General features: G+C 54.6%; 23 protein-coding genes and 1 riboswitch. Of the genes, 16 read left to right on the top strand and 7 right to left on the bottom strand.

The window, feature by feature from the left end; genetic code table 11:
- Positions 1-129: 129 nt before the first annotated feature.
- On the top strand, positions 130-1,146 hold the full coding sequence (cbiB, locus tag WA318_RS01140) for an adenosylcobinamide-phosphate synthase CbiB (protein WP_336079578.1): 1,017 nt from the start codon (positions 130-132) through the stop codon (positions 1,144-1,146).
- Positions 1,143-1,760 carry a nucleotidyltransferase family protein gene (locus WA318_RS01135; RefSeq protein ID WP_336079576.1) on the top strand — a complete coding sequence of 206 codons (618 nt, stop codon included), beginning with the start codon at positions 1,143-1,145 and terminating at the stop codon, positions 1,758-1,760. The genes cbiB and WA318_RS01135 overlap by 4 nt, the downstream gene beginning before the upstream one ends.
- Positions 1,761-1,780: 20 nt before the next feature.
- Here WA318_RS01135 and rfaE1 read toward each other — a convergent pair whose 3' ends face one another.
- The 3 genes from rfaE1 to WA318_RS01120 are packed head-to-tail and all read right to left on the bottom strand — an operon-like array spanning position 1,781 to position 4,874.
- Entirely contained in the window at positions 1,781-3,253 is a 1,473-nt protein-coding gene (gene rfaE1 / locus WA318_RS01130; protein WP_336079574.1) for a D-glycero-beta-D-manno-heptose-7-phosphate kinase, read from the bottom strand.
- A 53-nt stretch (positions 3,254-3,306) separates the two neighbouring features.
- Positions 3,307-3,891 carry a D-sedoheptulose 7-phosphate isomerase gene (locus WA318_RS01125; RefSeq protein ID WP_336079573.1) on the bottom strand — a complete coding sequence of 195 codons (585 nt, stop codon included), beginning with the start codon at positions 3,889-3,891 and terminating at the stop codon, positions 3,307-3,309.
- A 29-nt stretch (positions 3,892-3,920) separates the two neighbouring features.
- The gene (locus tag WA318_RS01120) at positions 3,921-4,874 is read right to left on the bottom strand and encodes a UDP-glucuronic acid decarboxylase family protein (protein ID WP_336079572.1); all 954 of its coding nucleotides are present in this window, start codon (positions 4,872-4,874) and stop codon (positions 3,921-3,923) included.
- A 232-nt stretch (positions 4,875-5,106) separates the two neighbouring features.
- Between WA318_RS01120 and WA318_RS01115 the strand changes: the two genes are divergently transcribed.
- Positions 5,107-6,336, top strand: a complete 1,230-nt coding sequence (locus tag WA318_RS01115; RefSeq protein WP_114096268.1) for a hypothetical protein — start codon at positions 5,107-5,109, stop codon at positions 6,334-6,336.
- 61 nt (positions 6,337-6,397) lie between these two features.
- Here the strand turns inward: WA318_RS01115 and cobT are convergent, their stop codons facing one another.
- A complete protein-coding gene (gene cobT / locus WA318_RS01110) occupies positions 6,398-7,432 on the bottom strand; it encodes a nicotinate-nucleotide--dimethylbenzimidazole phosphoribosyltransferase (RefSeq protein WP_114096837.1) in 1,035 nt (344 codons plus the stop codon).
- A 265-nt stretch (positions 7,433-7,697) separates the two neighbouring features.
- On the opposite strand from cobT, the gene cobS reads away from it, so the two are divergent.
- Together cobS and WA318_RS01100 are read left to right on the top strand one after the other, a co-directional pair.
- Positions 7,698-8,519, top strand: a complete 822-nt coding sequence (cobS, locus tag WA318_RS01105; protein ID WP_336079571.1) for an adenosylcobinamide-GDP ribazoletransferase — start codon at positions 7,698-7,700, stop codon at positions 8,517-8,519.
- A gap of 60 nt (positions 8,520-8,579) precedes the next feature.
- A complete protein-coding gene (locus WA318_RS01100; protein ID WP_114096266.1) occupies positions 8,580-9,191 on the top strand; it encodes a histidine phosphatase family protein in 612 nt (203 codons plus the stop codon).
- A 114-nt stretch (positions 9,192-9,305) separates the two neighbouring features.
- On the opposite strand, the gene WA318_RS01095 is transcribed toward WA318_RS01100, so the two are convergent.
- Positions 9,306-9,980: a hypothetical protein gene (locus tag WA318_RS01095; protein ID WP_114096265.1), complete on the bottom strand. Its 675-nt coding sequence runs from the start codon at positions 9,978-9,980 to the stop codon at positions 9,306-9,308.
- A gap of 243 nt (positions 9,981-10,223) precedes the next feature.
- Positions 10,224-10,413: riboswitch (cobalamin riboswitch) on the top strand.
- Positions 10,414-10,469: 56 nt separating this feature from the next.
- Between WA318_RS01095 and cobU the strand changes: the two genes are divergently transcribed.
- The 9 genes from cobU (at position 10,470) to WA318_RS01050 (ending at position 21,834) form a co-directional block, all read left to right on the top strand.
- Positions 10,470-10,997 carry a bifunctional adenosylcobinamide kinase/adenosylcobinamide-phosphate guanylyltransferase gene (cobU, locus tag WA318_RS01090; protein ID WP_336079569.1) on the top strand — a complete coding sequence of 176 codons (528 nt, stop codon included), beginning with the start codon at positions 10,470-10,472 and terminating at the stop codon, positions 10,995-10,997.
- 34 nt (positions 10,998-11,031) lie between these two features.
- Positions 11,032-12,072: a cobalamin biosynthesis protein CobW gene (cobW, locus tag WA318_RS01085; protein ID WP_114096263.1), complete on the top strand. Its 1,041-nt coding sequence runs from the start codon at positions 11,032-11,034 to the stop codon at positions 12,070-12,072.
- A 93-nt stretch (positions 12,073-12,165) separates the two neighbouring features.
- Complete coding sequence (cobN, locus tag WA318_RS01080; protein ID WP_336079566.1) at positions 12,166-15,936, top strand: cobaltochelatase subunit CobN; 3,771 nt, start codon at positions 12,166-12,168, stop codon at positions 15,934-15,936.
- Between the two features lie 183 nt (positions 15,937-16,119).
- Positions 16,120-16,821 (top strand): hypothetical protein, encoded by a 702-nt coding sequence (locus WA318_RS01075; protein WP_114096261.1) that lies wholly within the window; start codon positions 16,120-16,122, stop codon positions 16,819-16,821.
- 175 nt (positions 16,822-16,996) lie between these two features.
- Entirely contained in the window at positions 16,997-17,827 is an 831-nt protein-coding gene (locus WA318_RS01070) for an endo alpha-1,4 polygalactosaminidase (RefSeq protein ID WP_336079564.1), read from the top strand.
- A gap of 53 nt (positions 17,828-17,880) precedes the next feature.
- Complete coding sequence (gene cobO, locus WA318_RS01065; RefSeq protein ID WP_336079562.1) at positions 17,881-18,507, top strand: cob(I)yrinic acid a,c-diamide adenosyltransferase; 627 nt, start codon at positions 17,881-17,883, stop codon at positions 18,505-18,507.
- 57 nt (positions 18,508-18,564) lie between these two features.
- Complete coding sequence (locus WA318_RS01060) at positions 18,565-20,133, top strand: cobyric acid synthase (RefSeq protein ID WP_336079560.1); 1,569 nt, start codon at positions 18,565-18,567, stop codon at positions 20,131-20,133.
- Between the two features lie 217 nt (positions 20,134-20,350).
- A complete protein-coding gene (locus WA318_RS01055; RefSeq protein WP_114096259.1) occupies positions 20,351-21,025 on the top strand; it encodes a glutathione S-transferase family protein in 675 nt (224 codons plus the stop codon).
- Positions 21,022-21,834 (top strand): class I SAM-dependent methyltransferase, encoded by an 813-nt coding sequence (locus WA318_RS01050; RefSeq protein ID WP_114096258.1) that lies wholly within the window; start codon positions 21,022-21,024, stop codon positions 21,832-21,834. The genes WA318_RS01055 and WA318_RS01050 overlap by 4 nt, the downstream gene beginning before the upstream one ends.
- 38 nt (positions 21,835-21,872) lie before the next feature.
- Here the strand turns inward: WA318_RS01050 and WA318_RS01045 are convergent, their stop codons facing one another.
- Both WA318_RS01045 and WA318_RS01040 read right to left on the bottom strand, forming a co-directional pair.
- Positions 21,873-22,904, bottom strand: a complete 1,032-nt coding sequence (locus tag WA318_RS01045) for a substrate-binding domain-containing protein (RefSeq protein WP_114096257.1) — start codon at positions 22,902-22,904, stop codon at positions 21,873-21,875.
- Between the two features lie 81 nt (positions 22,905-22,985).
- Positions 22,986-23,798, bottom strand: coding sequence for a tetratricopeptide repeat protein (locus tag WA318_RS01040; protein ID WP_336079556.1), 813 nt, complete (start codon positions 23,796-23,798; stop codon positions 22,986-22,988).
- A 245-nt stretch (positions 23,799-24,043) separates the two neighbouring features.
- On the opposite strand from WA318_RS01040, the gene WA318_RS01035 reads away from it, so the two are divergent.
- Together WA318_RS01035 and WA318_RS01030 are read left to right on the top strand one after the other, a co-directional pair.
- Positions 24,044-24,946 carry an SDR family oxidoreductase gene (locus WA318_RS01035; protein WP_336079554.1) on the top strand — a complete coding sequence of 301 codons (903 nt, stop codon included), beginning with the start codon at positions 24,044-24,046 and terminating at the stop codon, positions 24,944-24,946.
- Positions 24,947-25,156: 210 nt separating this feature from the next.
- Positions 25,157-26,164: a complex I NDUFA9 subunit family protein gene (locus WA318_RS01030; RefSeq protein WP_114096255.1), complete on the top strand. Its 1,008-nt coding sequence runs from the start codon at positions 25,157-25,159 to the stop codon at positions 26,162-26,164.
- Positions 26,165-26,179: the final 15 nt, after the last annotated feature.

Here is a 26,179-nt window from a genome sequence, read left to right as displayed (position 1 = left end):
TAAAAATCGTATGAAAATGTTCTAGCAAACCGGATCGGGAATGGCAAATCGTCTTGTTGATAGAATGACTTATCCACAGGGCTTGTCATTGGCATTGACGGTTGGCTGTGCAGGACGCACATTGCGCCGATGGAACCTGATCTCGTCGATTTTCTTATTCCGGTTTCCGGGTTTTCCGGGCCACTTTTCACAATACTGGTGCTGGCGCTGGTGTTGGACGCCATCTTTGGCGACTTCCCCTGGCTGTTTTCGCGCATTTCTCATCCGGTTGTCTGGATTGGCAACCTGATTGCGTGGTTTGAAGCCCGCCTTAACCGTCCGGGTCGCAGCCATGCTGATCTGATCGTTCGCGGGATTGTAACAAGTTTGGCGGTGATTGCCGCAGCCGGGTGTTTTGGCGGGGTGGTTCAGCTGGTTTCGACGCTGGGGGATGTCTTCAGGGGATTTGAAATTCTTCTGGTCGCAGTTCTGATTGCCCAAAAGGGGCTTTATCAGCATGTCAAAGCCGTCTCGACAGCGCTTAGGAAAGACGGGCTTGCTGGCGGGCGCAAGGCGGTTTCGATGATTGTCGGGCGCGATCCGGACAAGCTTGATGAAGCCGGTGTCAGCCGGGCCGCAATTGAAAGCTGTGCTGAAAATTTCTCGGACGGTGTTGTCGCACCACTCTTCTGGTATGTGGTTGCCGGTCCGATCGGCATTTGCGTCTATAAGGCGATCAATACCCTTGATTCCATGATCGGTCACCGCAACGAACGTTATTTGTATTTCGGGCGTTTTGCCGCGCGCCTTGATGATGTGGTGAATTTCATTCCGGCCCGCATTGCCGGGGGGGTGATTTGTCTGGCCGCTGTTCTTGGGGCAAAGACCAGTGGCAAAGCCGCCTGGCAGACACTTTTGCGCGATGCAGGCAAACATAAATCCCCAAATGCCGGATGGCAGGAAGCAGCCTTTGCCGGGGCGCTTGATCTTGCCCTTGCCGGACCCCGCCAATATGGCGACGAGATCGTTGATGACCCCTATATCGGATCGGGGCGGCGTGATGTCACGGCCTCGGACATCGACCGGGCATTGTCGCTTTATACCGGGGCCTGCCTGATCAATGCAGCCTGGCCGGTTGTGATCAAGCTTCTCTGGGTCGGGTTATGAGTTCGGGGCAACTCATTGATCAGTGTGTTCTCGGCGCAGACTTCGTAAACGGGGTTCTTCAAAACCGGTTCAATGGCGAAATTCTGGGTCGGTTCGGATCACTTGGCTTTTCCGATTGGTGGCTGACCGCCGGCTGTCTGGCGCAAACCATCTGGAACCTGAATGCCGGACGGCAGTCGGAAGCCGATATCAACGATTACGACATTTTTTATTTCGATCCCGATACGGACTGGAAGGCCGAGGATCGGGTGATTTCCCAAGCCGCGGCACTCTTTGCCGATTTGCCAGTTCGCATTGAAGTCCGAAATCAGGCGCGCGTGCCGATCTGGTATCCGGAAAAGTTCGGTTTTGACTGTGGCCCGGTCCATTATGCCAGCGACGGGATCGACCGTTTTGCCTATCAGACAACGGCAATCGGACTGCGAAAAGACAGAAATGGCAGCTTTCGCATCTATTCCCCGTTTGGGCTGGAGGCCGCGATGTCAGGCCAGATTATACCCAATCCGGTTTTGCCAATCCGCAAGGTCTATGAGGCGAAAGTCGCGCGCTGGAAGAAAATCTGGCCGGAACTGGTCATCGGGCCATGGCCCGATGACGTCAAAGCCGTTCCATAAGGTCGTCTGAAAGTCAGACCTTATTTCTTGCCGTCATTCATGCGCGCAATGGTCGAGGTGGTTGAAAACCCGTCTTCAAGATTGGCCAGAACCACCTTGCCGCCATAGCCATGCACGATATCGGCACCCACCACCTTGTCGATGGTGTAATCGGCACCTTTGACAAGGATGTCAGGCTTGATCGCCTCGATCAGTTTGATCGGTGTGTCTTCACTGAAAATCACGACGCCACTGACGGTTTCAAGGGATCCCAAAACAGCAGCACGGGCAGCTTCGGACTGAACCGGGCGGCTTTCGCCTTTGAGACGTTTGACCGATGCATCGGAATTAAGCCCGACAATCAGGCGGTCGCAATTTGCGCGTGCCTGTCGGAGCAGGCTGAGATGGCCGGGGTGCAAAAGGTCAAAGCAGCCATTGGTAAAGCCGACCTTGTATCCCTTGCGACGCCAGCGCTCTGCGCGATCCACCATACGATCAAGCGGCATCAGTTTGGCCTCGCCAATCATCAGATCATGGTGGTGCAGGGCCGATACCAGCTCATCAGGATAGACAATCGCAGTGCCGATTTTACCAACCACGATACCGGCGGCAACATTGGCAATGCGCGCCGCATCGGCAAGACTTGATCCCGCCGCCACGGCCGAGGCAAGGCAGGCAACCACCGTGTCACCCGCACCCGATACGTCAAACACTTCGCGGGCCTCGGTTGGCAGGTGAATGGCCTCACCCCCCTTGGTGACAAGGGTCATGCCATCCTGGCTTCTGGTCAGAAGGACATTATCAATGCCGCATTCGGTGATGATTTTGGTTGCCGCAGCAACCGCATCTTCGTCACTATTAACCGCAATGCCGGTCGCGGCCTGTGCTTCGGCGCGGTTCGGCGTGACCACGGTGGCACCGCGATAGATGCTGTAATCATTGCCTTTCGGGTCGACAATGACCGGCTTCCCGGCCTTGCGTGCCGCATTGATGGCGGCGGCAACCACGTCGGCGTGCAAAACACCCTTGCCGTAATCAGACAGAATGATCGCTTCAACGTCTGGTGCCAGCTGCCCTGCAAGGGCTGAAAGGTTGCTGATTGTCGCCGGGGCAATATCGGATGTGGTTTCGTTGTCAGATCGCAACAATTGCTGTCCGCTGGCGATATAGCGGGTTTTGATCGTGGTCGGGCGATTGCGTTCGGTCTGGATATAGGGCTCAACACCCTTGTCACTGGAAACATATTCCATGACTTCCCGACCCGGCAGATCATCCCCGACAAGTGTCAGAAACTGAACAGACGCGCCAAGGGCTGTGGCATTGCGCGCAACGTTGCCCGCACCGCCGAGCATTGCACTTTCGCGTTCGACCCGGATTACCGGGATCGGGGCTTCGGGCGAGATACGGTTGACCGATCCATAGACAAAGCGATCAAGCATGACATCGCCAATGCAAAGAACTTTGGCATCGGTCAGTTGTTCTACCTGTCGGGCCAGATGGCTAAGATCGGTCATGCTTTGCGTCTTTATTCTGTCTGAGTATTTTATAAATCAGTTGTCAGGCGAACTTATCGTTTGGTCAGGCCAAGGGTGTGCTCAAGGGCACCGACCAGCATCTGACCAAGCTGGATATGCATTTCCTGAATGCGTGCCGTGGTGTTGCTTGGCACAATCATCAGCGGATCACACAGATCAATCATATCGCCGCCGGTTTTCCCGGTCCAGCCGGTCGCAATCAGTCCCATTTCCCTGGCCTTGGCCAGCCCAAGATTGACGTTCTTGCTGTTGCCCGATGTCGAAATACCGATTGCAACATCGTCGGGGTTGCCGAGTGCTTCGATCTGGCGCGAGAACAGGTAATCGAACCCGAAATCATTGCCGATTGCGGTCAATGCCGAACTGTCGGTGGTCAGGGCAATGGCCGGAAGGGCGCGACGATCATGGATATAGCGAACCGTAAATTCGGTTGCGATATGCTGGGCATCTGCCGCAGAGCCGCCATTGCCGAAAAACAGCAGTTTGTTGCCGTCATTCAGCGCATCGGTACAGATTTCGACCAGTTCAATGAACGCATCGCGGGTTGCTTCGCGGGTTTTGTTGACCAGATCAAGATGCTCGTCAAATTCGGCATCGAAAAAGGCTTTGATATCCATCGTATGTCAAAATCCTGCAGTAAGTCGTCTTAACCGTGTTTCGCAATCAGATCGCGGAAATACTCAATGGTTGAGCCAAGACCGGTTTCCAGTGCCACTTTCGGCTCCCAGCCCAGTGTATTGCGGGCAAAGGTAATATCGGGTTTACGCTGAAGCGGATCATCAGCCGGCAGATCCTTGAAGATCAGCCTGGATGACGATGACGTCATGTCAATCACACGTTCCGCAAGTTCGCGAATGCTGATTTCAAACGGGTTTCCAAGGTTCATCGGGCCGGTCACTGATTTATCAGTCGCCATCAGACGAATGAATCCTTCAATCAGGTCGGTATAGAAACAGAAGGAACGGGTTTGTTCACCGTCTCCATAGATGGTGATGTCTTCACCCTGAAGTGCCTGAATGATGAAGTTTGAAACCACGCGACCATCTTGTGGATGCATGCGCGGCCCATAGGTATTGAAGATGCGGGCAACCTTGATATCAAGGCCGTGCTGGCGGTGATAGTCAAAGAACAGGGTCTCTGCGCAGCGCTTGCCTTCGTCATAGCAGGCGCGCGGGCCGATCGGGTTGACATTGCCACGGTAATCTTCGGTTTGCGGATGTACTTCCGGATCGCCATAGACTTCGCTGGTCGATGCCTGGAAAATCTTTGCACCAACCCGCTTTGCAAGGCCGAGCATATTGATCGCACCATGTACGCTGGTCTTGGTTGTCTGGACCGGGTCGTACTGGTAATTTATCGGAGATGCCGGGCAGGCCAGATTATAGATCTCGTCGACTTCAATATAGAGCGGGAAGGTCACATCGTGACGCATCAGTTCGAAATGCGGATTTTCAAGCAAATGAACAATATTGTCTTTGCTGCCGGTATAGAAATTGTCGACGCAAAGGACGTCATTGCCTTCTTCAAGCAGACGTTCACAGAGATGTGAGCCCAAGAACCCGGCACCACCCGTCACAAGAATGCGATTACGTCGCCACATATCGTTCTTTGACCTATCGCTCAGATGTTAAATCGGGCTGAAACTAGCAGCTTGGATGGCGGAAAGCTACGACTTATCTTTTCGCCAGATGTTTGAAAATGTCCGATTTTCACGTTTGGTTTCAATAGATATGAATGATAAATACATAACCTGTTAATCGACAGGCTCTATTATGAAACGGGCTTGGTATCGGCATTGGTTCCGATAAAACAATAATCTGGTTTTTGCATTAATGTCTGATAGCTCACTTCCATCACCCGAGGCCTTTCTCGTCGACTATGTGCGGCGCCTTGAGCGGCGCAAGGACGGTGTCGGTGCTATCCATGTGCATTTCTCGAAATTGCAGGCATTCAACCGGCGTGATCACCATATCCGCACGGCGATTGTTGCCTTTGAAGAAATCGTGCCGGAAGTCACCGGTCGCATTTTTACCCTGTCGAATCAGGATCTGATTTTCATTTTCGATGCCGCGGAAATGGACGAGGTCAATGCCGTCATTTTCCGGCTTAAGTTCCTGTTTAATGATGATCCACTGATCAGCGATGGCAAGGATGAAAGCGGTGCACCGGCCACTTTCACCGACTATTTCGATGTCGGTCAGCAATATAAGGAATTCCTGCATCTGACCCAGATGCTGGTGCGATCAAACGCCAACCGGCCACGCGTCGTCAGCAAGGCAGCAGAACGCCATAACGATCACCCGGACTATGGGGATGATCGTGCGCCGCTGACACCTAAAATTCTTGGCCGTATTGATGAATCCCTGCGTCGTGCCGATCTGTCCAATCTGATGCGCCGTCAGGCGATTTGTGCTGTGGTCGGCGATGCCAACCCGACGCCGGTATTCCATGAATTGTTCATTTCAATCAAGGATTTGCAGGAAACGCTCCTGCCCGATGTCAATGTTCTGTCGAACCGGTGGCTGTTCCAGCATCTGACGGAAATTCTTGATCGTCGCATGCTGTCGCTTTTGACGCGGTCCAATGATGCATCCGTGACCGGTTCGGTCAGTATCAATCTCAATGTGTCGACCTTGCTGTCACCTGATTTCCTGACCTTTGACAGCAATGTCAAAGCCGGTCAGCGCGGCACCATCGTTCTTGAACTGCAAAAGATCGATATTTTCGCCGATCTGGGTGCGTTCTTCTTCGCGCGTGATTTTTGCCGTGATCGCGGGTATCGCATCTGTATTGATGGTATCAGCCATCTGTCGCTTCCCTATATCAACCGTAACAAGCTTGGCGTTGATATGATCAAGATGATCTGGGACCCGGAGATGGAAAGCATGGACGAAGAGCATCGCGAAGCCATGCGGGCTGCGGTTGCTGAATCTGGTGATACGCGTGTGATTCTTTGCCGTTGCGATGATGAACGGGCCATCAAGTTTGGCCATTCAATCAATATCACCATGTTCCAGGGCCGCCATGTCGAGCACCTGATGAGCGAGCGGACAAAAAAATAGCGCCGGTTGCCTCCGGCGCTATCCTGTCGATAACATCACTTATCGCATCGCTTGGAAAAGCTTACGCCTCTTCCTTGCCATCAATTCCGGCTTTTTCAAAGGTTGCCATGCCGTTGTGGCATTCGGCTGCCGAACGCAGAAGCGGGATGGCAAGTGCGGCACCTGATCCCTCGCCAAGGCGCATACCAAAATCAATCAGGGCCTTTTTACCAAGCTTGTCGAGCAAGCGGATATGCCCCGGCTCGGCTGAAACATGACCGACAAGGCAGTGATCGAGCGCATCAGCACGCACCGCAGCAAGAACAGCAGCCGCCGCACAGGAAACATAGCCATCAAGCAAAACCGGCACCCGTGAATAACGCGCAGCAATAATCGCACCAGCCATGGCGGCGATTTCACGACCGCCGACACAGCGCAACACATCAAGCCCGTCATGCATCTGGTTTTTATGCAGGATGATGGCATCGCCAACCACGCGGGTCTTGAGTGTGAGTGCGGCATCATCAATCCCGGTGCCCCGGCCTGTCCATTCGGCCGGGGTTCCGCCATAAAGCGCATGTGCAATTGCGGCGGCCGCGGTGGTATTGCCAATCCCCATTTCACCCGGAACAAACAGGTCAAGGCCCTTTTCGATTGCGCTCATGCCAAAGGCCATCGCTTCTGCGCAGCCTTCATCATCCATCGCCGGTTCCTGGCTGAAATCATTGGTCGGGATTTCAAGGGCAACTTCCATCACCCGCAATTCCGCATCAACCGATTTGCAAATCTGGTTGATGGCCGCCCCGCCATTGATGAAGTTTTCGACCATCTGCTGGTTCACACTTGGCGGAAAGGCCGAAACTCCCTGCGCGACCACACCGTGGCTTCCGGCAAAGACCGTAACGCGTGGACGCGACATGCGCGGACGCGATGTTCCCTGCCAACCTGCAAGCCACAAGCTGAATTCTTCCAGTCGCCCAAGCGATCCGGCCGGCTTGGTCAGGGTCGGTTCGCGTTCGAGTACCGCTGCCTGTGCGTCGCTATCCACACCGGGCAATTCAGCTAGAAGGGTGCGGATCTCATCAAGGTTTTGGGGCGGGTGCTTGGCATTGAACATATTGGTCTCCGGCTGGCGGCATTTCGTCGAAAGCGTGTTCCGCTTGGCTTCTGAGATGGTAAGGACTAGGTTCAGAAACCAATCAAATGGTGCGTCTTGCTGTTCATCAGGTTTCTGGTTTCCCGGTGCGGGGCAGCTTCCATCAGATGGCAGGATGACAGGCGCCGGGGAAATCGGCCTCAAACTAGGCCCATGTGCAACAGAATGCCAGTTCGAATATCGGAATTTGACGGTGCCCGAAGATCATAACCAAAACGAAACAAATATGCAAAGCACAGATCGACCGGATGCGAAGTCAAAGGAATTTGGCCGCGAAACCATCGCAGATACATCTGTTTTGACCGACTTCTGGCGGGCCATGGCTTTGCTGAGCCGGGTGCCGGTTTACCATATTGATGACTTTCGTCCTGTCATGATTGCACGATCAGTCTGGTGCTGGCCGCTTGTTGGTCTGGTGCTGGCCGGATTTGCTTTGCTTCCTGCCATGCTGGCCCATTACCTGACCGGAAATGCGGTCATATTTGCAATCTTTGCAGTTGCGTCCATGGTGCTATTGACCGGGGCCATGCATGAAGACGGTCTTGCCGATTGCGCAGACGGTTTTGGCGGTGGTGTCGATCAGGCCCGCAAACTGGAAATCATGCGCGACAGTACGGTTGGTACTTATGGCGTGGTTGCCTTGATACTTGGTCTGGCATTGCGTCTGACCCTGATTATGGCGGCTGCGGATATGGGCCAGGGGGCGGTTATTTTCCTGGTTGTCGCGGTAATTTCACGTGCCGCCATACCGGTTATGATGCGTATCCTGCCCCCGGCGCGCGATAATGGTCTGGGCAAGGGGGCCGGACGGCCCGACGGGCTGCCGATCCTGATCGGATTTGCGATTGCGGCTGCGATTGTTCTCGTCCTTTCCGGCATTGTTGCAACGCTTGCGGTTAGTTGCGGCGTTGCCCTTGCCATTTGTCTGGTCCGGCTGGTTGCCAAATGGCAGATTGGCGGGCAAACAGGCGACGTTTTGGGTGCAACGCAAATCTGTGCAGAGCTGTTTGCCGGTATCGGATTTATCGCAGCGATGACCATGGCATGATGGTAAGATGACAGCGTTTGCGATCCTTCATCGCCAAAGCCCGATTGGTCTGAGGAATATATGATCAAAGCTGAAACAACGCGCTGGTGGCTGGTGCGACATGCCCCGGTCGAGAACCCGGAACGTCTGGTTTACGGCCGCAGCGACATGCCCGCTGATTTGTCTGATGAAAAGAAATTACGTGCAGTCGCCCGCCATTTACCGCGCGATGCGGTCTGGGTCACAAGTCATCTTTCCCGGACTCTTGATACCGCGCTCAAGCTTCAGGAAGTTATTGACGAAGACGTTGTGCCAACGCGCGAAAGCGGCTTTTCCGAACAGCATTTCGGCGCGTGGGAACTGCAGCACTGGAATGATCTTCCCAAAGGTGAAACCACGCAGTTCTGGACCGATTTCGCCCGTCAGCAACCACCCAATGGCGAAAGCTTCGCCGATGTGGTCGACCGGGTTGGTCCGATTTTCAATCGTTTGAACCGATACTGGGCCGGGCGCGATATCGTTGCGGTCATTCATGGCGGAACGATCCGGGCGATCATGGCCAATGCCCTTGGCTTGTCGCTTGAGGCGGCCCTGTCATTTCATATTGATACGCTGAGCCTGACCAAGCTTGAATATATTGACGGGGTTGATCAGCCCGGCTGGCGGATCACCGGTGTTAATCAAACTTACTAAAACCGGAAACTGCGGTGTCACCATCTCGGCCCTGCAGAACCAGAAATGGCATCTATCCCGTTTGAGATGATGCCGTTTCTGGTTCTGGCCGGATCGATTTCCGGATGGTCGCGTTCAGGCCGATTGTAGTTCTGCTTTTGGGGAAAGATCGTCAAAAGCCTGTTCGGCCAGATATCGATCGAGTAGATCTGCCGAAATGTCATACTTTTCGCAGATCGCGGTCACGTCCTGAAGATAGGCCTCATAATAGGGCATCGGACGGCTGCGCGACTTGTTGCGCAAATTGGCAACATTCGGAAAATCTTCGGACAATGCCGTATTTTCAATCACCTGAATAACATTGTCGTCGATAATGGCTGCTGGCATGCCGCAATAGGTCTTGCCGCAGGCCGAGAGCATCTTGCTTGCGGTCGGAACCGAAATGCCCGGCTGGGCCAGCAATTCGTTCAGTTCCTCTTCGCCGAAATCGGAAATCGACATCAGGGTAATCAATGTCGGAAGGTCGCGGACAAGCAGCGACAATGCATTCACACGGATGCCTCGGGAATGGGACCAGATAATGGTTCCAATCACGCCCTTGGAGGCATCAAGCGCAAAGATGTTGCGAACATCACGTCGCGAAAGCGTGATCTCTGAATCCGTCGCATATTCGTGCAAGAAGGTCTGAAACGCGCGATTTTCAGAGTTCAAACGTTCAAGCAAGCCAAGCCACATATCCTTTCGGGACGATGTAACCCAGCTTGGCGTGTTCGGTTTTCGGATTTTCGATAGTTGTGCAGAAACTGCCATCTGATTATGAAAAATTCCAGTTAACCCCAAGATTCAGTTGCCACATTTTTTCTGTGGCACACCGGGTTATGATGGTTTTTGTCCCGGCGATCCCACTGGAAGGTGATTTTGTCTCACTCTAATTCCAGCGTGATAATATTATGTTCTCTTAAAGGAGGGCTCCCCTCAAGAAGACAATTCTTACAAATACTGACCTTTCGATTAGGGTGCTTCGCCAATTGGAGAATGCCCTTTGGGTTCGGAACCAAACCTGTTAGGTTCGGCGCACCGTTCGGTGATGGGAAATCGGTGCGATGCCGATGCTGCCCCCGCAACTGTATCGGGTTGGGTGATCCAGATGGACGCAAGGTCGTTCATCAGCCACCGGGAAACCGGGAAGGCGGATTGCTTTCATGCCCGCAGCCAGGAAACCAGCCGAAGGTGTCACCAGTCAAGAACCGGTGGCGACGCAATCGGGCCTCGGTGGGAGGCCATGGCGAGGAACAGACAATGACCCAAAATGACCCGCTTGGCGGGATGCACCTGATCCTTGGCGGTGCACGATCGGGTAAAAGTCGGTTTGCCGAAAACATCATCAATCATGCCGGTGGCGGGATTTATGTCGCGACGGGTCGGGCATGGGATGATGAAATGGCCAACCGCATCGACCTTCACAAACAGTCGCGCGGCGATCTTTGGCAAACGATTGAGGAACCCCTTGATCTTTGTGGCACGCTTGCAACCTGCAACCGAACGGGCGCAAAGCCGGTTCTGGTTGATTGCCTGACCTTGTGGCTGACCAATCTGATGCTTGAAGATCGTGACATTGATGCGGAATTTGATCAGCTTTGCGAACTGATCCCGACATTGAAGATTCCGGTTTTGCTGGTATCAAACGAAGTCGGTTTCGGCATTGTTCCGGAAAATGCAATGGCGCGGACCTTTCGTGACCATGCCGGACGGCTGCATCAACGCATCGCTGAACTGGTTGATCGGGTGACACTGGTGGTCGCAGGCATCCCGATGCAGGTCAAATAACAAGTTAATATATTGATTTTTAAGGATTTATAAGATGGCGCAATTGGGAAAAATCCCGGCAACGGTTATCACCGGTTTTCTGGGTGCGGGCAAGACAACCATGATCCGCAACATGCTGGAAAATGCCAATGGCAAACGTATCGCCCTGATCATCAATGAATTTGGCGATCTTGGTGTTGATCGTGGCATCATCAATGGCTGCGGCATCGAAGGTTGTGCCGAGGATGATGTCGTTGAACTGGCAAACGGGTGCATCTGCTGCACGGTCGCAGATGATTTCCTGCCGACCATTCGCGGGCTGATTGATCGCGAAACACCGCCTGATCACATCGTGATTGAAACATCTGGTCTGGCTTTGCCGAAACCGCTGGTCAAGGCGTTTAACTGGCCGGAAGTCCGGTCGCGTGTGACCGTGGACGGGGTGGTTGCGGTTCTTGATGGCGCGGCCCTGCGCGACGGTCTGTTTGCCCATGACCATCATGCGGTTCAGGCACAGCGCGAGGCTGATGAAAATCTTGACCATGAAAGCCCGCTTGAAGAACTGTTTGAAGAACAGCTTCATTGCGCGGATATGGTGGTTTTGAACAAAACCGATCTTCTGACCGACGAAGAACGCGCCAAGGTCGAAGCCGACATTCGGGCAGAGCTGAAAAGACCGTCGGTCAAGATCATCGCAACCGAACATTCTCGCGTTGAAAACGCCATTCTGCTGGGGCTTGGTGCCGCTGCCGAAGATGACCTTGATAGCCGCCCAAGCCATCACGACGATGGTCATGAGCATGATCACGATGACTTTGAAAGCTTTGTGGTGTCGCTTGATGCGGTCAATGATCCGGCTGCCCTGGAAAAGCGCCTGGTCGATGTTGTCCGCCAGTTTGATGTTCTGCGCATCAAGGGTTTCCTTGATATCCCCGGCAAGCCGATGCGCCATGTGGTTCAGGGTGTTGGCGAACGTTTCCAGCGTTACTTTGATCGCCCGTGGGCAGAAACGGAAAACCGCCGCTCCGAGCTGGTGGTGATCGGTCTGCATGGACTGGATCGCGCCGCCATCGAGACCGCGATCAAGGCGGCCTGAGGCCGTCTTTCCAAAGACAGATCAATCTGACCGATACCGGGTGTTTTGCATCCGGTATCGGTGCCTTTGACGACGTAAAAGACGGAATTTCAAATGCATCTTTTGGCAGCTCAGCCCGGAATGGTTACCGATGGCAGCGAGGCGGTGGACCTTGGTCAGGAACCAGGGGATGTCGTGATCCTGTCTGCTGCCGAGTCCGAGCTTGCCTGTCTTGCCGGGGCGCAGGCGCGCTTGATCGATGCCTTTGGTGATGACGTTCCATCCTTGCGTCTGGCCAGCCTTTTGCAGCTTGGCCACAATATGTCGGTCGATCTGTATGTCGATGATGTATTAAGCGATGCCAAATTCATCATTGTGCGCATTCTGGGCGGGCGCGGTTACTGGGAATATGGCGTCGAGCAACTGGTTGCCATGGCGCGCGCCAGGGACATTCCATTGGTTTTGCTGCCGGGTGATGATCAACCCGATGCCGAACTGCTTTCGCTTTCGACGCTCAGAGGCAGTGAATATCAGCATATCTGGCGCTATCTGATTGAAGGTGGCCCGCAAAATTCCGAGAATTTACTTCGTCTTATATATGAAAAGTTAAATGTAAATGTGAGCTGGAACTGGTCCCCAGCCGCCCCTTTGGTCAAGGCGGGTGGCTATTGGCCGGGAAAATCCCACGCAAATCTTGATGAAATCCGGTCAAACTGGGTTAAAGATCAACCGGTTACACCGATAATCTTCTATCGATCCCTCGTGCAGGCCGGGAATCTCGACGTAATTGACGCATTGGTTGAAGAACTTTGTGTCAACCATCTCAATCCATTGCCAATTTTTGTCGCCAGCCTTAAGGACCCGGTGGCAAGTGCGCTGGTTAGTGACTGGTTATCGGAAACATGCGCGGATTTGATCCTCAATACCACCGGGTTTGCGCTTTCCGTTCCGGGATCGGAACGACTTGACGGGCCGTTTGATACAGTCGATGCCCCGGTCTTTCAGGTGGTGCTGTCGGGTGGCAGCGAAGAAGCCTGGCGCGATGGCGTGAACGGCTTGGCCGCGCGGGATATTGCGATGAATGTCGCACTGCCCGAAGTCGACGGGCGTATTCTGGCACGTGCCATTTCGTTCAAGGGATCGGCGGGCAAGGACGACCTGACGCAGATCGATCTGGTGAAATATATCCCGGTACGTGATCGCGTGGCCTTCACGGCCAAACTTGCCGCCAACTGGATCAGGCTGCGTACCACTGATGCCCCGCACCGCAAGATCGCCATGGTCATGGCGAACTATCCCAACAAGGATGCCCGTCTGGGAAATGGTGTCGGGCTTGATACCCCGGCTGGCATGATTGAAACCCTGCGTGCCATGCAGGCAGAGGGGTATGAGCTTACCGATGTGCCCGATAATGGCGACGCCCTGATTTCGGCGGTGAAGGCCGGACCGACCAACGATTTCAAATCCCTTGCCGGACGCGACATACGCGTGACCTTGCCGATGGCAAAATACCGGACCGCGTTTGAGGAATTGCCAAAATCCATTCAGGATCAGGTGACGGATGCCTGGGGCGACCCGAAGACCGATCCGTTTTATCTGCCCGATCAGGACAGCTTTGCGCTATCGATCCTGCCGATGGGCAATGTGGTGGTCGGGTTGCAGCCTGCGCGTGGCTATAACATTGATCCGCTTGAAAGCTATCACTCGCCCGATCTGGTGCCGCCGCATAACTATTTCGCCTTTTACATCTGGCTGCGCCATGTGTTTGGCGTCGATGCGATCATTCATTTTGGCAAGCACGGCAATATGGAATGGTTACCGGGCAAGTCACTGGCACTGTCCGAGGATTGCTTCCCCGAGGCGGTCTTTGGCCCAACCCCGCATTTCTATCCCTTTATCGTCAATGATCCGGGCGAAGGCACGCAGGCCAAACGCCGGGCACAGGCCGTGATCCTTGACCATTTGACCCCGCCCCTGACGCGGGCGGAAAGCTATGGCCCGCTCAAGGATCTCGAAGCACTGGTGGACGAATATTATGACGCTGCTGCGGTCGATCCGCGCCGTCTGGTGATCCTCAAACGCGATATTCTTGAGCTTGCCATTCGCATTGGCCTTGATCGTGATTGCGGGATCGAAGCCGGCGAAGACGAAGAAAGCGCGTTGGCCAAGCTTGATAACTATCTGTGCGAGCTCAAGGAACTACAAATCCGCGATGGCCTGCATATCTTTGGAAAGGCCCCTGAGGGTGATCTTCTGACCGATCTTCTGGTCGCGCTGGCGCGCTTGCCACGCGGTGCTGATACGGGACCAAAGGCATCGCTGCATCGGGCAATCGCCAGGGATATTCTTGCTGATCCGCAATTTGACCCGCTTGATTGCGCATTCGCTGAATTCTGGCCCGGTGCCAAGCCCGATATTCTTGCCGCCTATGATGATCAGGATATCGGGCCCTGGCGCACGACGGGTGATACGGTCGAACGCATCGAACTTCTGGCCCGTGATCTGGTCAATGGCACCCTCACTGCCGATCCGGCATGGGATGCAGTGAATGATGTTATTTCCGATATCGAAACAAATATTCGCCCGGCCGTAACCGGTTGTGGTGCGGCCGAGATTTCCGGCATTCTGCGCGGCCTTTCGGGCAAGTTTGTCGAACCGGGACCATCGGGGGCGCCAACCCGCGGACGGCCCGACGTGTTGCCGACCGGACGTAATTTCTATTCGGTGGATACCCGCACAATCCCGACGCCAGCGGCCTGGCAACTGGGATGGAAATCGGCAGAATTGCTGCTTGAACGGCACGTGCAGGATCACGGGGAATGGCCCAGTGCCCTTGGACTTTCGGTTTGGGGGACCAGCAATATGCGCACGGGTGGTGACGATATTGCGCAGGCCCTTGCCCTGATGGGGGTACGTCCGACATGGGATAGCGCGTCACGCCGTGTGACCGGGTTTGAGATCATGCCGGCATCGCTTTTGGGCCGTCCGCGTGTTGATGTAACCTTGCGCATATCTGGGTTCTTCCGCGATGCGTTTCCGGGCCTGATTGACCTGTTTGACAGTGCAGTACGCGCGGTGGCCGATCAGGCCGATGAAGCTGAGGACATCAACCCGATTGCCACGCGTATCGCGCGGGAGACGGCAAAACTAAGCGATCAGGGCATGGATGCCGATCAGGCCCGCCAGCAGGCCGGTTTCCGCGTGTTCGGATCAAAGCCCGGTGCCTATGGTGCCGGTTTGCAGGCGATGATCGACGAACAGCTGTGGGAAGACGAAGCCGATCTTGCCGATGCCTATCTGGCATGGGGCAGTTATGCCTATGGGAACGGGGCCGAGGGCATTGCTGCGCGCAAGCTGTTTGAAACCCGTTTGGCGAATGTTGATGCGATTGTCCATAATCAGGATAACCGTGAACATGATCTGCTTGATTCCGATGACTATTATCAGTTCGAAGGCGGAATGACATCGGCGGTGCGCAATCTGTCGGGTAAACAGCCCATTGTTTATCATAGTGACCATTCCCGCCCCGAAAGCCCCAAAATCCGCACGCTGGAAGAAGAAATCGCCCGTGTGGTCCGGGCCCGTGTGGTCAATCCCAAATGGATCAATGGCGTGATGCGCCATGGCTATAAGGGCGCGTTCGAGATGGCAGCCACAGTGGATTATCTGTTTGCCTTTGCGGCAACGGCGCGTTGTGTGGCTGATCATCATTTTGATCTGGTTTATGATGCCTATCTTGATGATCCAAAGGTTCGCGACTTTATCGAACAGCACAACCCAGATGCCCTGCGCGACATTCGGGATCGCCTGCGCGAAGCAATCGAACGCGGCCTTTGGCAGCCACGTCGCAACAGCGTTGCCACCGAACTGATGGACCGCCCATAGGTGTGGTCGACTAACTGACGGGATTCACAAGAAATTTACCAAGGGAACATTGTCAGGAGTTGAAACGTTACGTTTTCGCACCATATCTCGATTAACCAACTGTTAATAAGTTGTGAGGGACGGGGCACACCTTTCGGATCGTCTGCACGGGAAGCAGGACGATCGAAAAGATAGGAGGCCGCGATGGAGAACAAGACCAACGTTCGTTTGCCTGACTATTTGCAAACTCCCTTGCCTGCCCACAAAGGGCACGCAGATATCATTGACTTCCTGCTTGCAGATTGTGACATGCCCGACTGGTTGCGGGCCGATACGCACGGACAGGGGCGTTATCGCCCGGCCCGCGGGGCCATTCGCGCCGTTCTTGACGTGCGTGAACGCTTTAACGGCCAGCATCGCCCGGTCAGCTTTGAAGAATTTCATGCCGGCATGACCGAACTTGCCCATCATCTGCCCGGCCCGGACCAGACCCGGTTCGAAATTGATGCCAAGGTTCAGATTTATTGGCGCTACCTGCAAGGTGTCGAACGTCAGGTCTGGCGCACGGCAATTTCGGTTGCCCATGTGGCCCTTGATCATTTTCCGGTGGTCCGGGAATTCAGGGCCCTGATCGAAGAGGTGGTTGTCAGCCGCGACTGGCTTGAACGCAGGCTTGAGGTCGTCGAACACAGTTTCCAGACCCCGGTGACATCGCACAATGAAACCGTGCGCAAAGCCTTGATGCGGCTGAAACGCATGTCGCCAGGTGATCGTCTGCAATTGTTTAACAAGGCCCGGATGCGGCGCCCGGAATTGCGCAATATCGATATGCGCGAACCCGATAAGTGGGCTGATCTTGTCACCGGTGATCTTGGTCTGTCACCGCGCGAAGGCACGATCTGCTAAGGAAATATCGTTCCGGAAAGACAGTTTGGTTTGTGGGTGGGGAATGCTGCCAATGGCAGCAGAAGGGTGCGGTCTTTGGGCCGCACCTTTTCTTATGTGCATGGTCCTGGGGTGTAAGGGTTGTCTTGCTTGCCGCGGGCGGGCAAAGTGAGGCGGTCATATTCCGGGGCCATCAATGAACGACGCGAAAAGATTGTTTTCCTTTGTCTTCTGCCTGTTTGGCGTCGCCATTTGTCTGATGCCTGTGGCACAAAATGCGCGGGCCACAGAAAACAATGGATGGTTTTCCGTGCCTCATGGGGCTTTTCACTGGCAGCTGCAGGGTGAAATTGCTGTCGATCCGGCCAGCATTGCTGTGATTGGTGCTGATCTTGATGAAACAACCGCGCTTCAGGTGGCGAAATGGCGCAAGGCGGGACTTTATCCGGTTTGCTATATCAATGTCGGCGCACTTGAAGACTGGCGCGACGATTATCATCAGTTCCCGACGGATGTGGTTGGCAATGCCTATTGGGGTTGGGACGGCGAATACTGGCTTGATATCGCCCATTATGAACGCTTTGCCGATATCATGACGGCCCGGTTTGACCGGTGCCGGCAAAAGGGATTCTTGGCGGTAGAACCCGATAATATTGACGGTTACGAAGCCGATCAGTCAAACAGGACAACGGGATTTAAGCTCACACGTGAAGATCAGGTGCGCTATGTCGAATGGCTGATTGATCTGGCCCATGATCGCGGTCTTGCCATCGGACAGAAAAATGCCTCCGAACTTGTCGATGATCTGGTGGACCGGATGGATTTTGCGCTACTTGAATCGGCATTCCGGCTTGGCTTCATGGATGAATTTGATCCCTATATTGCACAGGGAAAGCCGGTCTTTGCCGTGGAATATTTTGAAGAGGGGGCGGATCCGGCCCTATTTTGCCCGGCAGCCCGCAAGCATGGTTTTCAGGGTGTGATTGCCGGGCTTGAGCTTGATCAAACACCGCAAAACTGCCCTTGATCCCGCATGCGCTTTCGCCGCATTGTGGGGGCGCACTTCAAAGGGATGAAACCATGACCGATAAAAGCCAGCCAGACATTGATATCAACGCGCGCCATGATGAAAAAATGAAGAAAATCAAGGCCGCGCGCGACAAGATGATGGCCCAGAAGATCGATAAAAAGGGCCTGATCATTGTCCATACCGGCAAGGGCAAGGGCAAATCATCCTCGGCCTTTGGCATGGCAATGCGCTGTGTCGGCCATGACATGAAGGTCGGTGTGGTTCAGTTCATCAAGGGCGGCTGGGAAACCGGCGAGGCAAAACTGCTTAAAAAGTTCCCCGATCTTTGCGAATTCCACGCCATGGGCAATGGTTTCACCTGGGAAACCCAGAACCGTGCGCAGGATGTCGCACTGGCGCGTGAAGCCTGGAACAAGGCGCTGGAAATGCTGCGTGATCCAAGCTTTGCCATGGTCATCCTTGACGAGATCAATATCGTTCTGCGCTATGATTTTCTGCCGCTTGGCGATGTGCTTGAAGCGCTTTCAAACAAGTTGCCCGATCAGCATATTGTCCTTACCGGCCGTAACGCGCCCGATACCCTGATCGAGGCTGCTGATCTGGTGACCGAAATGACCATGATAAAGCACCCGTTCCGCGAACAGGGCATCAAAGCCCAGATCGGTGTTGAGTTCTGATCAATCTGGCGCGATATCGCCGTTATTGGGGAACAAGGTGAAAGTTTTGAAACCGGAATGAACGTGCAATCTGTTCCTGCCCTGATGCTTCAGGGGACCGGATCTGATGTCGGTAAATCCATGCTGGTTGCCGGATTGTGCCGCGCCTTTGCCCGGCGTGGCCTGCGCGTGCGCCCGTTCAAGCCGCAAAACATGTCCAACAATGCCGCTGTCACCGATGATGGCGGCGAGATCGGCCGTGCGCAGGCGCTTCAGGCCCGTGCTGCCGGGGTTCCAACCACGGTCCATATGAACCCGGTCCTGCTCAAGCCACAAAGTGATATCGGCGCGCAGGTTGTCGTACAGGGTAAAGTCCTGACCAGTGCCAAGGCGCGCGATTACTATCGTCTCAAACGTGATCTTTTGCCCAAGGTCATCGAAAGTTTCGAGGTGATGGCGCGTGATGCCGACCTTGTCCTTGTCGAAGGGGCCGGGTCACCGGCGGAAGTCAATCTCCGGGCGGCTGACATCGCCAATATGGGCTTTGCCGAGGCGGCGAAAGTCCCGGTCATTCTGGTGGGCGATATTGATCGCGGCGGGGTCATCGCATCCATCGTCGGTACCCATGCGCTTTTGTCCGACGATGATCGCACATGGCTAAAGGGCTATGTGATCAACAAGTTCCGCGGTGATGTGTCGCTGTTTGCATCGGCAACCGACATCATCGAACAGGCATGCGGGCTAAAAAGTTACGGTATCGCAACATATTGGCAGGGCGCGCATAAACTGCCCGCCGAAGATGGCGTGGCCCTTGAAAAAGCGGGCAAATATCAGCGCCGCGCAGATGGTGCGGCGAAGGACAACCATGCCAAGGATAATGGAGAAGCCGGGCGCGTGATCCGGATCGCCGTGCCACATCTGCCGCGCATTGCCAATTTCGATGATCTTGATCCGCTGGCGGCCGAGGATGATGTCGACCTTCTGGTGATCAAACCCGGTCAGGTGATCCCTGCCGACTGTGACCTGGTGCTTTTGCCCGGCTCAAAGTCGACCATGGCGGATCTGCGTTTCCTGAAAGAACAGGGCTGGGATATCGACATTCTTGCCCATCACCGGCGCGGCGGCTTTGTCATCGGGATTTGCGGCGGCTATCAGATGTTGGGCCGGATGGTCCATGATCCTGACGGGGTCGAAGGCAAAGCGGGAAGCGAGGCGGGCTTGGGTCTTCTGGATGTTGAAACCGTCATGGCGGGTGACAAGACACTGCGCAAAACCGATGGCGTAACGACATCGGACGCCGTTCGAGGGGTACTTGAGTGCGGGATCGCGGTCAGCGGCTATGAAATCCATATGGGCCAGACCGAGGGACCAGACCGCGTGCGGGGCTGGCTGGCACTTGACGGGCTTGATAGCCCCGATGGCGCGATCAGTGCCGATGGCCGGGTGTTGGGATGCTATTTGCACGGGCTGTTTGGCTGTGACGCGTTCCGTCACGGCTTTCTGGCGGCAATTGGTGGCGATGACGGCCCGCGCCAAAGCAGTTTCGATGCCGGAGTCGACGCCGCCCTTGATGAACTGGCGGACCATCTTGAAACCTGTCTTGACCTTGACGGGTTGCTTGAACTGGCAAAAAGTCGCGGCAAATAGCACCGCCTTCGGATTTCTGACAGCAAGTCTTGTCAAAAGCGTGAAAATCGCACGACATTTGCGTTGAAGGCCTTTACTTCCGTCCTGTTGCGTGGTTTGACAGATTTTGCAATTCCGGTTCTGAAATGAACTGTGTGAATTGCCGTTTTGCCAATATCTGAACACCGCTGGCGGGTCTTTGCAAAACGTTCATCCTTGGTCGGGTATCTTCACGTTTATGCGTCAGTTATATCATTTTTGGCTTTCACCATATTCGCGCAAAGTGCGCCTGGTTCTGGCCGAGAAAAAACTAGATTTCGAATTGAAAGCCGAACCGGTTTGGGAACGGCGCGACGAGTTTCTGTTGCTCAATCCGGCCGGTGAAGTCCCGGTGCTTGAGGATGAGGACGGAACGGTTCTGTGTGACTCGACCGTGATTTGCGAATATCTCGACGAGATTTCTGACGAGGAACCCAAGCTGCTGGGTTCAAACCCCAAGGAACGCGCCGAAATCCGCCGTCTTGTTGCTTGGTTTGACGGTAAGTTTAACCGCGAGGTCACCGATCATCTGCTTGGTGAAAAGCTTCTGAAACGGTTCTTTTCCACCGGCACCCCAGATACCAAGGTGCTGCGTGCCGGTCGGACCAATGCCGCCTATCATCTTGATTATATCGGCTGGTTGTTTGAACGCCGGAACTGGCTTGCCGGGGATCATCTGACCATGGCTGATCTTGCTGCTGCCGCACAGATTTCCGTGATCGACTATATGGGCGATATCAACTGGTCCAAACATCCGCGCGCCAAGGATTGGTATATGCGGATCAAAAGCCGTCCGTCCATGCGTGATATTCTGGCTGATCGTCAGGCCAGCTTCCCGCCATCCAGTCACTATGCGGAACTGGATTTTGAATGACGAATTCATCCAATCTTGATGAATTCTATCCGGTCGGTGGGCTAAATACGGCAAGTTACGATCTTCGCGCTGATCTTGATCGCAAAATTTTCGAAGATCCCATTCCATTCTATACACGCCTTGCCAAAAGCCTTGCGGGATCGCTTGGCGTGCTTGAGCTCGGTTGCGGCACCGGACGGATCAGTGCCGCGATTGCCGATCTTGATATTGCGGTCGAAGGACTGGACCTGTCCCCGGCCATGCTGGATCAGGCACGTGCCAAATATCCCGATCTTGTCTGGCATCCCGGCAATATGTGCGACTTTGATCTGGGCCGGGTATTTGATCTGGTCATCATCCCGTTTCGCGGGCTTCAGGAAATCACCGATGTCCATGATCAGCGCCGTGCCCTTGCACGGGCCTTTGCCCATCTCAAACCCGGCGGGGTCATCGCACTTGATCTGATGGATCCTGATTTGCGTTATTGCCTGCCCGAAGGCGATCCCGATTTTGTCGAATTGCCGATCTTTCCGATGCCCGACGGGGTCGGAAAGCCAGACAGCCAATTGCGGATCACGGCGATGGAGCGCACCAACGATCCCCTGACCCAGCGATTTAGCGAACATTGGCGGTTCGAGGAAGTCGGTCCGGATGGCGTGGTTCTTCGGCGCGAAGACGCCTGGCATCATTTGCGCTGGGTGACGCGCAGCGAAATGCGATTGATGCTGGAACTTTCCGGGTTTGTTTCGATATCGGAATTTTCTGATTTCAAGGGCAGTCCACCCAAATATGCCACCAATCAGGTCTGGATGGCAAAACGGCCGGACTGATGTCCGGCCGCTTGAATTCTGATCCGGCTTCCGACTGATCAGTTGCCAGCAAACTTTTTCGATGCTGCCATTGTTTCAAGGCGTTCTTCATCGGTCAGCGGCACCAGACCGTTATCGACAAGAAGACCTTCTGCGCCAATCACGGTTTCCGAAACATAGGTGGTGATAAAGGCATTGAGCGACCTGACAAGCTGTTCATGGTCGTCCTTGACGTAAAGATACAGCGCACGCGACCCAGGATAACTGCCATCAAGGATGGTTTCGTAATCAGGTCCGATGCCGTTGATCGTGATGCCCTGAAGCTTGTCACGGTTTCGTTCAAGATTGTTAAAGCCCATCACCCCAAAGGATGTCGGGTCTTTTTCAAGCTTGCTGATGACAAGGCGATCATTTTCACCTGCCTCGATATAGGCCCCGTCTTCGCGGATGGTTCGGCACAGCAACCGGAAGCTGTCAGGATCGGATGATTCAAGACTTGCGATATCGGCAAAGGTTGAACAGCCCTTATCGAGCAAAAGCTGCCCCATAAGGTCGCGGGTGCCCGAGGTCGGCGGCGGGCCGTAAACGCGGATTTTCAAATCCGGCAATGACGGATCGACATCAGACCATTTGACATTGGGGTTGGGCACACTGGCGCCATTGACCGGGATGGTACGGGCAAGGGCCAGATAAAGCTGGCGGGCAGTAAGTTCCATGGTCGGCGCTTCGCGCGATCCCAAAAGAACGATGCCGTCATAGCCGATTTTGATTTCGCTGATATTGCGGACCGAATTGGCCGCACAAATTGCGGTTTCCGAACCGGAAATCGGACGCGATGCATCAACGATATCGGGATATTGTTCCCCGATCCCGCCACAAAACAGCTTGAAGCCACCGCCAGAACCGGTGCTTTCAACAACAGGAGCCGGTTGACCGGTGGTTTTGGCAAAATATTCCGCGACCTTGGTGGTTAGCGGAAAGATTGTCGACGAGCCGACGATACGAACCTGATCACGTGCCTGTGCCACAGAGACAGCAGAAACAAGTGCGACAGACGCGGCAAGGGCAGTCAAGGCAAGCGTACGACGCATTACGTCCCCCAAAATGGTGTTCGGTCAAAATCCGGTATGATTCTCTACCGGACATATACAAGGAAACTGACCACAGCAAACCTAGTTTGATCCGGTGTGAACATCCATCTTCTCTATATTCGCTTTTGCCGCATCAGCGACAGGGGTTCCGTTTGAATTTTCTATGACATTTAGCCAGTCACGACGTGCCAGATCGTTTTTCCCGGCAATCCGGTAAAGCTTTCCGCGTTCAAAAAGTGCCTGAACATTCCCCGGTTCAAGATTGAGCGCATTGTCAATGTCGGTCATGGCAAGGTCATAGCTTTCAAGCATCCGCCAGGCCGATGCCCGGTAAATCAGGACATCTGCCTGATCGGGTTGCAGATCAAGCGCCTTGTTCAGATCATCAATGGCATCCCAATATTGCCCGGCAAGCCCAAGCGCCATGGCGCGATCAACCCAAAGTTGCGGGTTGTTGGGCACCAGTTCAAGCGCACGACTTTGATCGCGCCAGGCAAATTCAAGATTGTTTGCCATCATCCATGCCTGTCCGGCCTGTGCCAGCATCCCGGCGACAACCCCCGGCTCGGCGGTGCTGTCCTTGGCCAGCGCATCCAGTCTGGTTGCGGCTTCTTCATATTTGCCAAGCGATATCAGTGCGACCGCAACGCAATGACGTGCGGGTTCACCGCCACCCATGTCGCGCCAGGCGATTGCACTTTCAAAACCGTCTTCGGGTTTAAGCTGGGCCAGCTTGATGCAGTCCTGATATTGCTGCTTTTCCTCAAGCGTCAGGGTGCCGTTGCTGTCCGTCTGGGCATGAAGGTCCGGTGCTGTCCAGATGCCAGCAAACCCCGCCAGCAGAAGAACGCCTGCTGCGCGTGCAAATGTGGATCGGCCGCAAAGATGTGACATGGTTTCAAAAGCTCCGTTTCTGGCAAAACCGGGTCGCCGACAGCATAGGGGATGATGCCCCCGCACCGCCATGCCTGAATGCCCCGATGCCCCAAAAAACAGGATGAAAACGGCAAGATAATGATTGTCTGATCCATTCGGCTGTGCGGTACCGAATTCCGGTGCAGACCAAAAGGTTTTGTATCGCGCCGTCCGCGCCGTTACTGTGCGCATTATGAGATCATGCGTAAGATACAGGTGCCTATATGACCAATAAGCTGTTTTGTTTCGGGTTGGGTTTTTCCGCACGTCTGGTTGCCAATCAATTGCAGGGCGAAGGCTGGAAAATTGCCGGAACCACCCGAAATGCAGACAAGGCCAAACAGCTTGAGGCAGACGGGATCGAGCCGTTTATTTTTGGCGATGATCAACCGGTTGCCGATATCAAAACCGCCCTTCGCGGGGTGACCCATGTCCTGGTTTCTGCCCCGCCCGGCGGGCAAGGGGATCCGGTGATCCATCATCATGGCAATGATCTTGCGGCATTGCCCGAAGGCACATGGATTGGCTATCTGTCGACGACAGGTGTCTATGGGGATCGTGACGGTGCAGAAGTCAGCGAAGAAGACGAACTTTTGCCCAGCGGCAAGCGCGGCCGACGTCGGGTGACTGCGGAAAAGGCATGGTTTGATCTGGGCCGTCGTCATGGATTATGCGTGCAAAGTTTCCGTCTGGCGGGGATTTACGGGCCGGGCCGCAATGCCCTTGAAACCGTTCGTGCCGGTCGTGCGCGCCGGATCATCAAACCCGGTCAGGTTTTTTCGCGTATCCATGTCGAAGACATCGCCCAGACCGTTTTGGCATCAATCAAGCGCCCTGATTGCGGGGCTGCCTATAATGTCTGCGATGATGATGCGGCCCCGCCCCAGGACGTGATTGTTTATGCCTGCGGGATGCTTGGCATTGATCCGCCTGCAGAAGAAGATTTTGCCACCGCCAGGCTCAGCCCGATGGCAGCAAGTTTTTATGAAGACAACAAGCGGGTTTCGAACGCACGTATCAAGGAAGAACTTGGTGTCAAGCTTCGCTATCCCGATTATCGGGCCGGTCTGACGCCACTTTATGATGAAATATTGGCCCGATTGGAATCCCACGAGGAAATTGATTAATCTCGGCGCATTGTTGACCCGTATGACGCGTCGTATATAACCCAAGAGCCTGCGGACACTCATATCGTTCTCTGTTCGGGCACAATATGAATGTCCACAGGATAACATCGACCGGGTGGTCAGGCCTGACTGGCCCGGAAGGCATCTAACGCTGGCATGTCTCGCGGAAGGTCTTCTGCGCATATTGTCATCGGCAAGGAGAAAGCAAGCATGGATCGTCGTATCGTAACCGTTTTCGGTGGCACCGGATTTGTCGGACGTCACATCGTCAAGCGTCTGCTTGAACGTGACTTTATCGTTCGCGTCCCGACCCGCAGCTTCGAGCGCGTCAAAAAGCTCAAACCGATGGGCTATCTCGGTCAGGTCGTTCCGGTCCATTGCGATGTGCGCAACGAAGACAGCATCAAGGGCGCAATCGAAGGGTCCGAGGCCGTCATCAACCTGCTTGGCATTCTGTACGAACGTGGCAGCAACAATTTCCTCAACATCCATGTAAAAGCGGCGAAACGCATCGCCGAAGAAGCCAGGGCATGTGGCGTAAAGACCATGGTGCATATGTCCGCACTTGGTGTGGATAAAAACAGTGCCGCCAATTATGCGACATCGAAACTTGCCGGTGAAAATGCCGTGCGCGAGGTCTTCCCGAATGCGGTGATCTTCCGTCCGTCGGTCATCTTTGGCCCGAATGACAATTTCCTCAACAAATTCGCAACGCTGGCGCGTTTTTCGCCCATTTTGCCGGTGATTGGTGCGCCGGGTCTGCCGAAAGTCGATCTTGGCGAAGGCAAGGTTGATATTCTTGGCGACGGTGGCCCGAAATTCCAGCCGGTCTATGTCGGCGATGTTGCCGATGCGTTTGTCGCAGCTGTTTGTGACCCGTCGCTTGCGGGCAAGACATTTGAACTGGGCGGGCCGGAAACCTATTCCTTCATGGGTCTTCTGCGCGACATGCTGCGTATCACCCGTCAACGCGCCATTCTGATGCCTGTTCCGTTCTGGCTGGCCTCGATCAAGGCGTTCTTCCTGCAATTCCTGCCGGTGCCGCCGATGACACCCGATCAGGTCCGGTTGCTCAAGGTCGATAATGTCGTGTCCGAAGGTGCGGCGGGTTTTGCCGAACTGGGAATTACCCCCAATAGCCTTGAAGCCGTGGCACCGTCCTATCTGAAACGGTTCTGCCCGCCACGCAAATCCGGCGAGTTCCGCCGCTTTGTCTGAGGCAGCCCAGATCTT

Origin of the sequence: Thalassospira sp. CH_XMU1448-2, assembly GCF_037027285.1 — a bacterium.
In the GTDB taxonomy this organism is placed as follows: domain Bacteria; phylum Pseudomonadota; class Alphaproteobacteria; order Rhodospirillales; family Thalassospiraceae; genus Thalassospira; species Thalassospira profundimaris_C.
Note: the sequence above shows the minus strand (reverse complement) of the source record. Positions and strands in the feature narration are given on the sequence as shown.

What these genes read in the sequence shown, in the direction of transcription:
- WA318_RS01120 (WP_336079572.1), bottom strand. Translation starts at nt 4,874, where the DNA reads ATGTGGCGACGTAATCGCATTCTTGTGACGGGTGGTGCCGGGTTCTTG.
- WA318_RS01040 (WP_336079556.1), bottom strand. Translation starts at nt 23,798, where the DNA reads ATGTCACATCTTTGCGGCCGATCCACATTTGCACGCGCAGCAGGCGTT.
- cobS (WP_336079571.1), top strand. Translation starts at nt 7,698, where the DNA reads ATGCAAAGCACAGATCGACCGGATGCGAAGTCAAAGGAATTTGGCCGC.
- WA318_RS01035 (WP_336079554.1), top strand. Translation starts at nt 24,044, where the DNA reads ATGACCAATAAGCTGTTTTGTTTCGGGTTGGGTTTTTCCGCACGTCTG.
- WA318_RS01050 (WP_114096258.1), top strand. Translation starts at nt 21,022, where the DNA reads ATGACGAATTCATCCAATCTTGATGAATTCTATCCGGTCGGTGGGCTA.
- WA318_RS01030 (WP_114096255.1), top strand. Translation starts at nt 25,157, where the DNA reads ATGGATCGTCGTATCGTAACCGTTTTCGGTGGCACCGGATTTGTCGGA.
- WA318_RS01075 (WP_114096261.1), top strand. Translation starts at nt 16,120, where the DNA reads ATGGAGAACAAGACCAACGTTCGTTTGCCTGACTATTTGCAAACTCCC.
- WA318_RS01115 (WP_114096268.1), top strand. Translation starts at nt 5,107, where the DNA reads ATGTCTGATAGCTCACTTCCATCACCCGAGGCCTTTCTCGTCGACTAT.
- cobW (WP_114096263.1), top strand. Translation starts at nt 11,032, where the DNA reads ATGGCGCAATTGGGAAAAATCCCGGCAACGGTTATCACCGGTTTTCTG.
- WA318_RS01055 (WP_114096259.1), top strand. Translation starts at nt 20,351, where the DNA reads ATGCGTCAGTTATATCATTTTTGGCTTTCACCATATTCGCGCAAAGTG.
- cobN (WP_336079566.1), top strand. Translation starts at nt 12,166, where the DNA reads ATGCATCTTTTGGCAGCTCAGCCCGGAATGGTTACCGATGGCAGCGAG.
- cobU (WP_336079569.1), top strand. Translation starts at nt 10,470, where the DNA reads ATGACCCAAAATGACCCGCTTGGCGGGATGCACCTGATCCTTGGCGGT.
- WA318_RS01045 (WP_114096257.1), bottom strand. Translation starts at nt 22,904, where the DNA reads ATGCGTCGTACGCTTGCCTTGACTGCCCTTGCCGCGTCTGTCGCACTT.
- WA318_RS01125 (WP_336079573.1), bottom strand. Translation starts at nt 3,891, where the DNA reads ATGGATATCAAAGCCTTTTTCGATGCCGAATTTGACGAGCATCTTGAT.
- WA318_RS01095 (WP_114096265.1), bottom strand. Translation starts at nt 9,980, where the DNA reads ATGGCAGTTTCTGCACAACTATCGAAAATCCGAAAACCGAACACGCCA.
- cbiB (WP_336079578.1), top strand. Translation starts at nt 130, where the DNA reads ATGGAACCTGATCTCGTCGATTTTCTTATTCCGGTTTCCGGGTTTTCC.
- cobT (WP_114096837.1), bottom strand. Translation starts at nt 7,432, where the DNA reads ATGTTCAATGCCAAGCACCCGCCCCAAAACCTTGATGAGATCCGCACC.
- WA318_RS01135 (WP_336079576.1), top strand. Translation starts at nt 1,143, where the DNA reads ATGAGTTCGGGGCAACTCATTGATCAGTGTGTTCTCGGCGCAGACTTC.
- WA318_RS01060 (WP_336079560.1), top strand. Translation starts at nt 18,565, where the DNA reads ATGAACGTGCAATCTGTTCCTGCCCTGATGCTTCAGGGGACCGGATCT.
- WA318_RS01070 (WP_336079564.1), top strand. Translation starts at nt 16,997, where the DNA reads ATGAACGACGCGAAAAGATTGTTTTCCTTTGTCTTCTGCCTGTTTGGC.
- rfaE1 (WP_336079574.1), bottom strand. Translation starts at nt 3,253, where the DNA reads ATGACCGATCTTAGCCATCTGGCCCGACAGGTAGAACAACTGACCGAT.
- WA318_RS01100 (WP_114096266.1), top strand. Translation starts at nt 8,580, where the DNA reads ATGATCAAAGCTGAAACAACGCGCTGGTGGCTGGTGCGACATGCCCCG.
- cobO (WP_336079562.1), top strand. Translation starts at nt 17,881, where the DNA reads ATGACCGATAAAAGCCAGCCAGACATTGATATCAACGCGCGCCATGAT.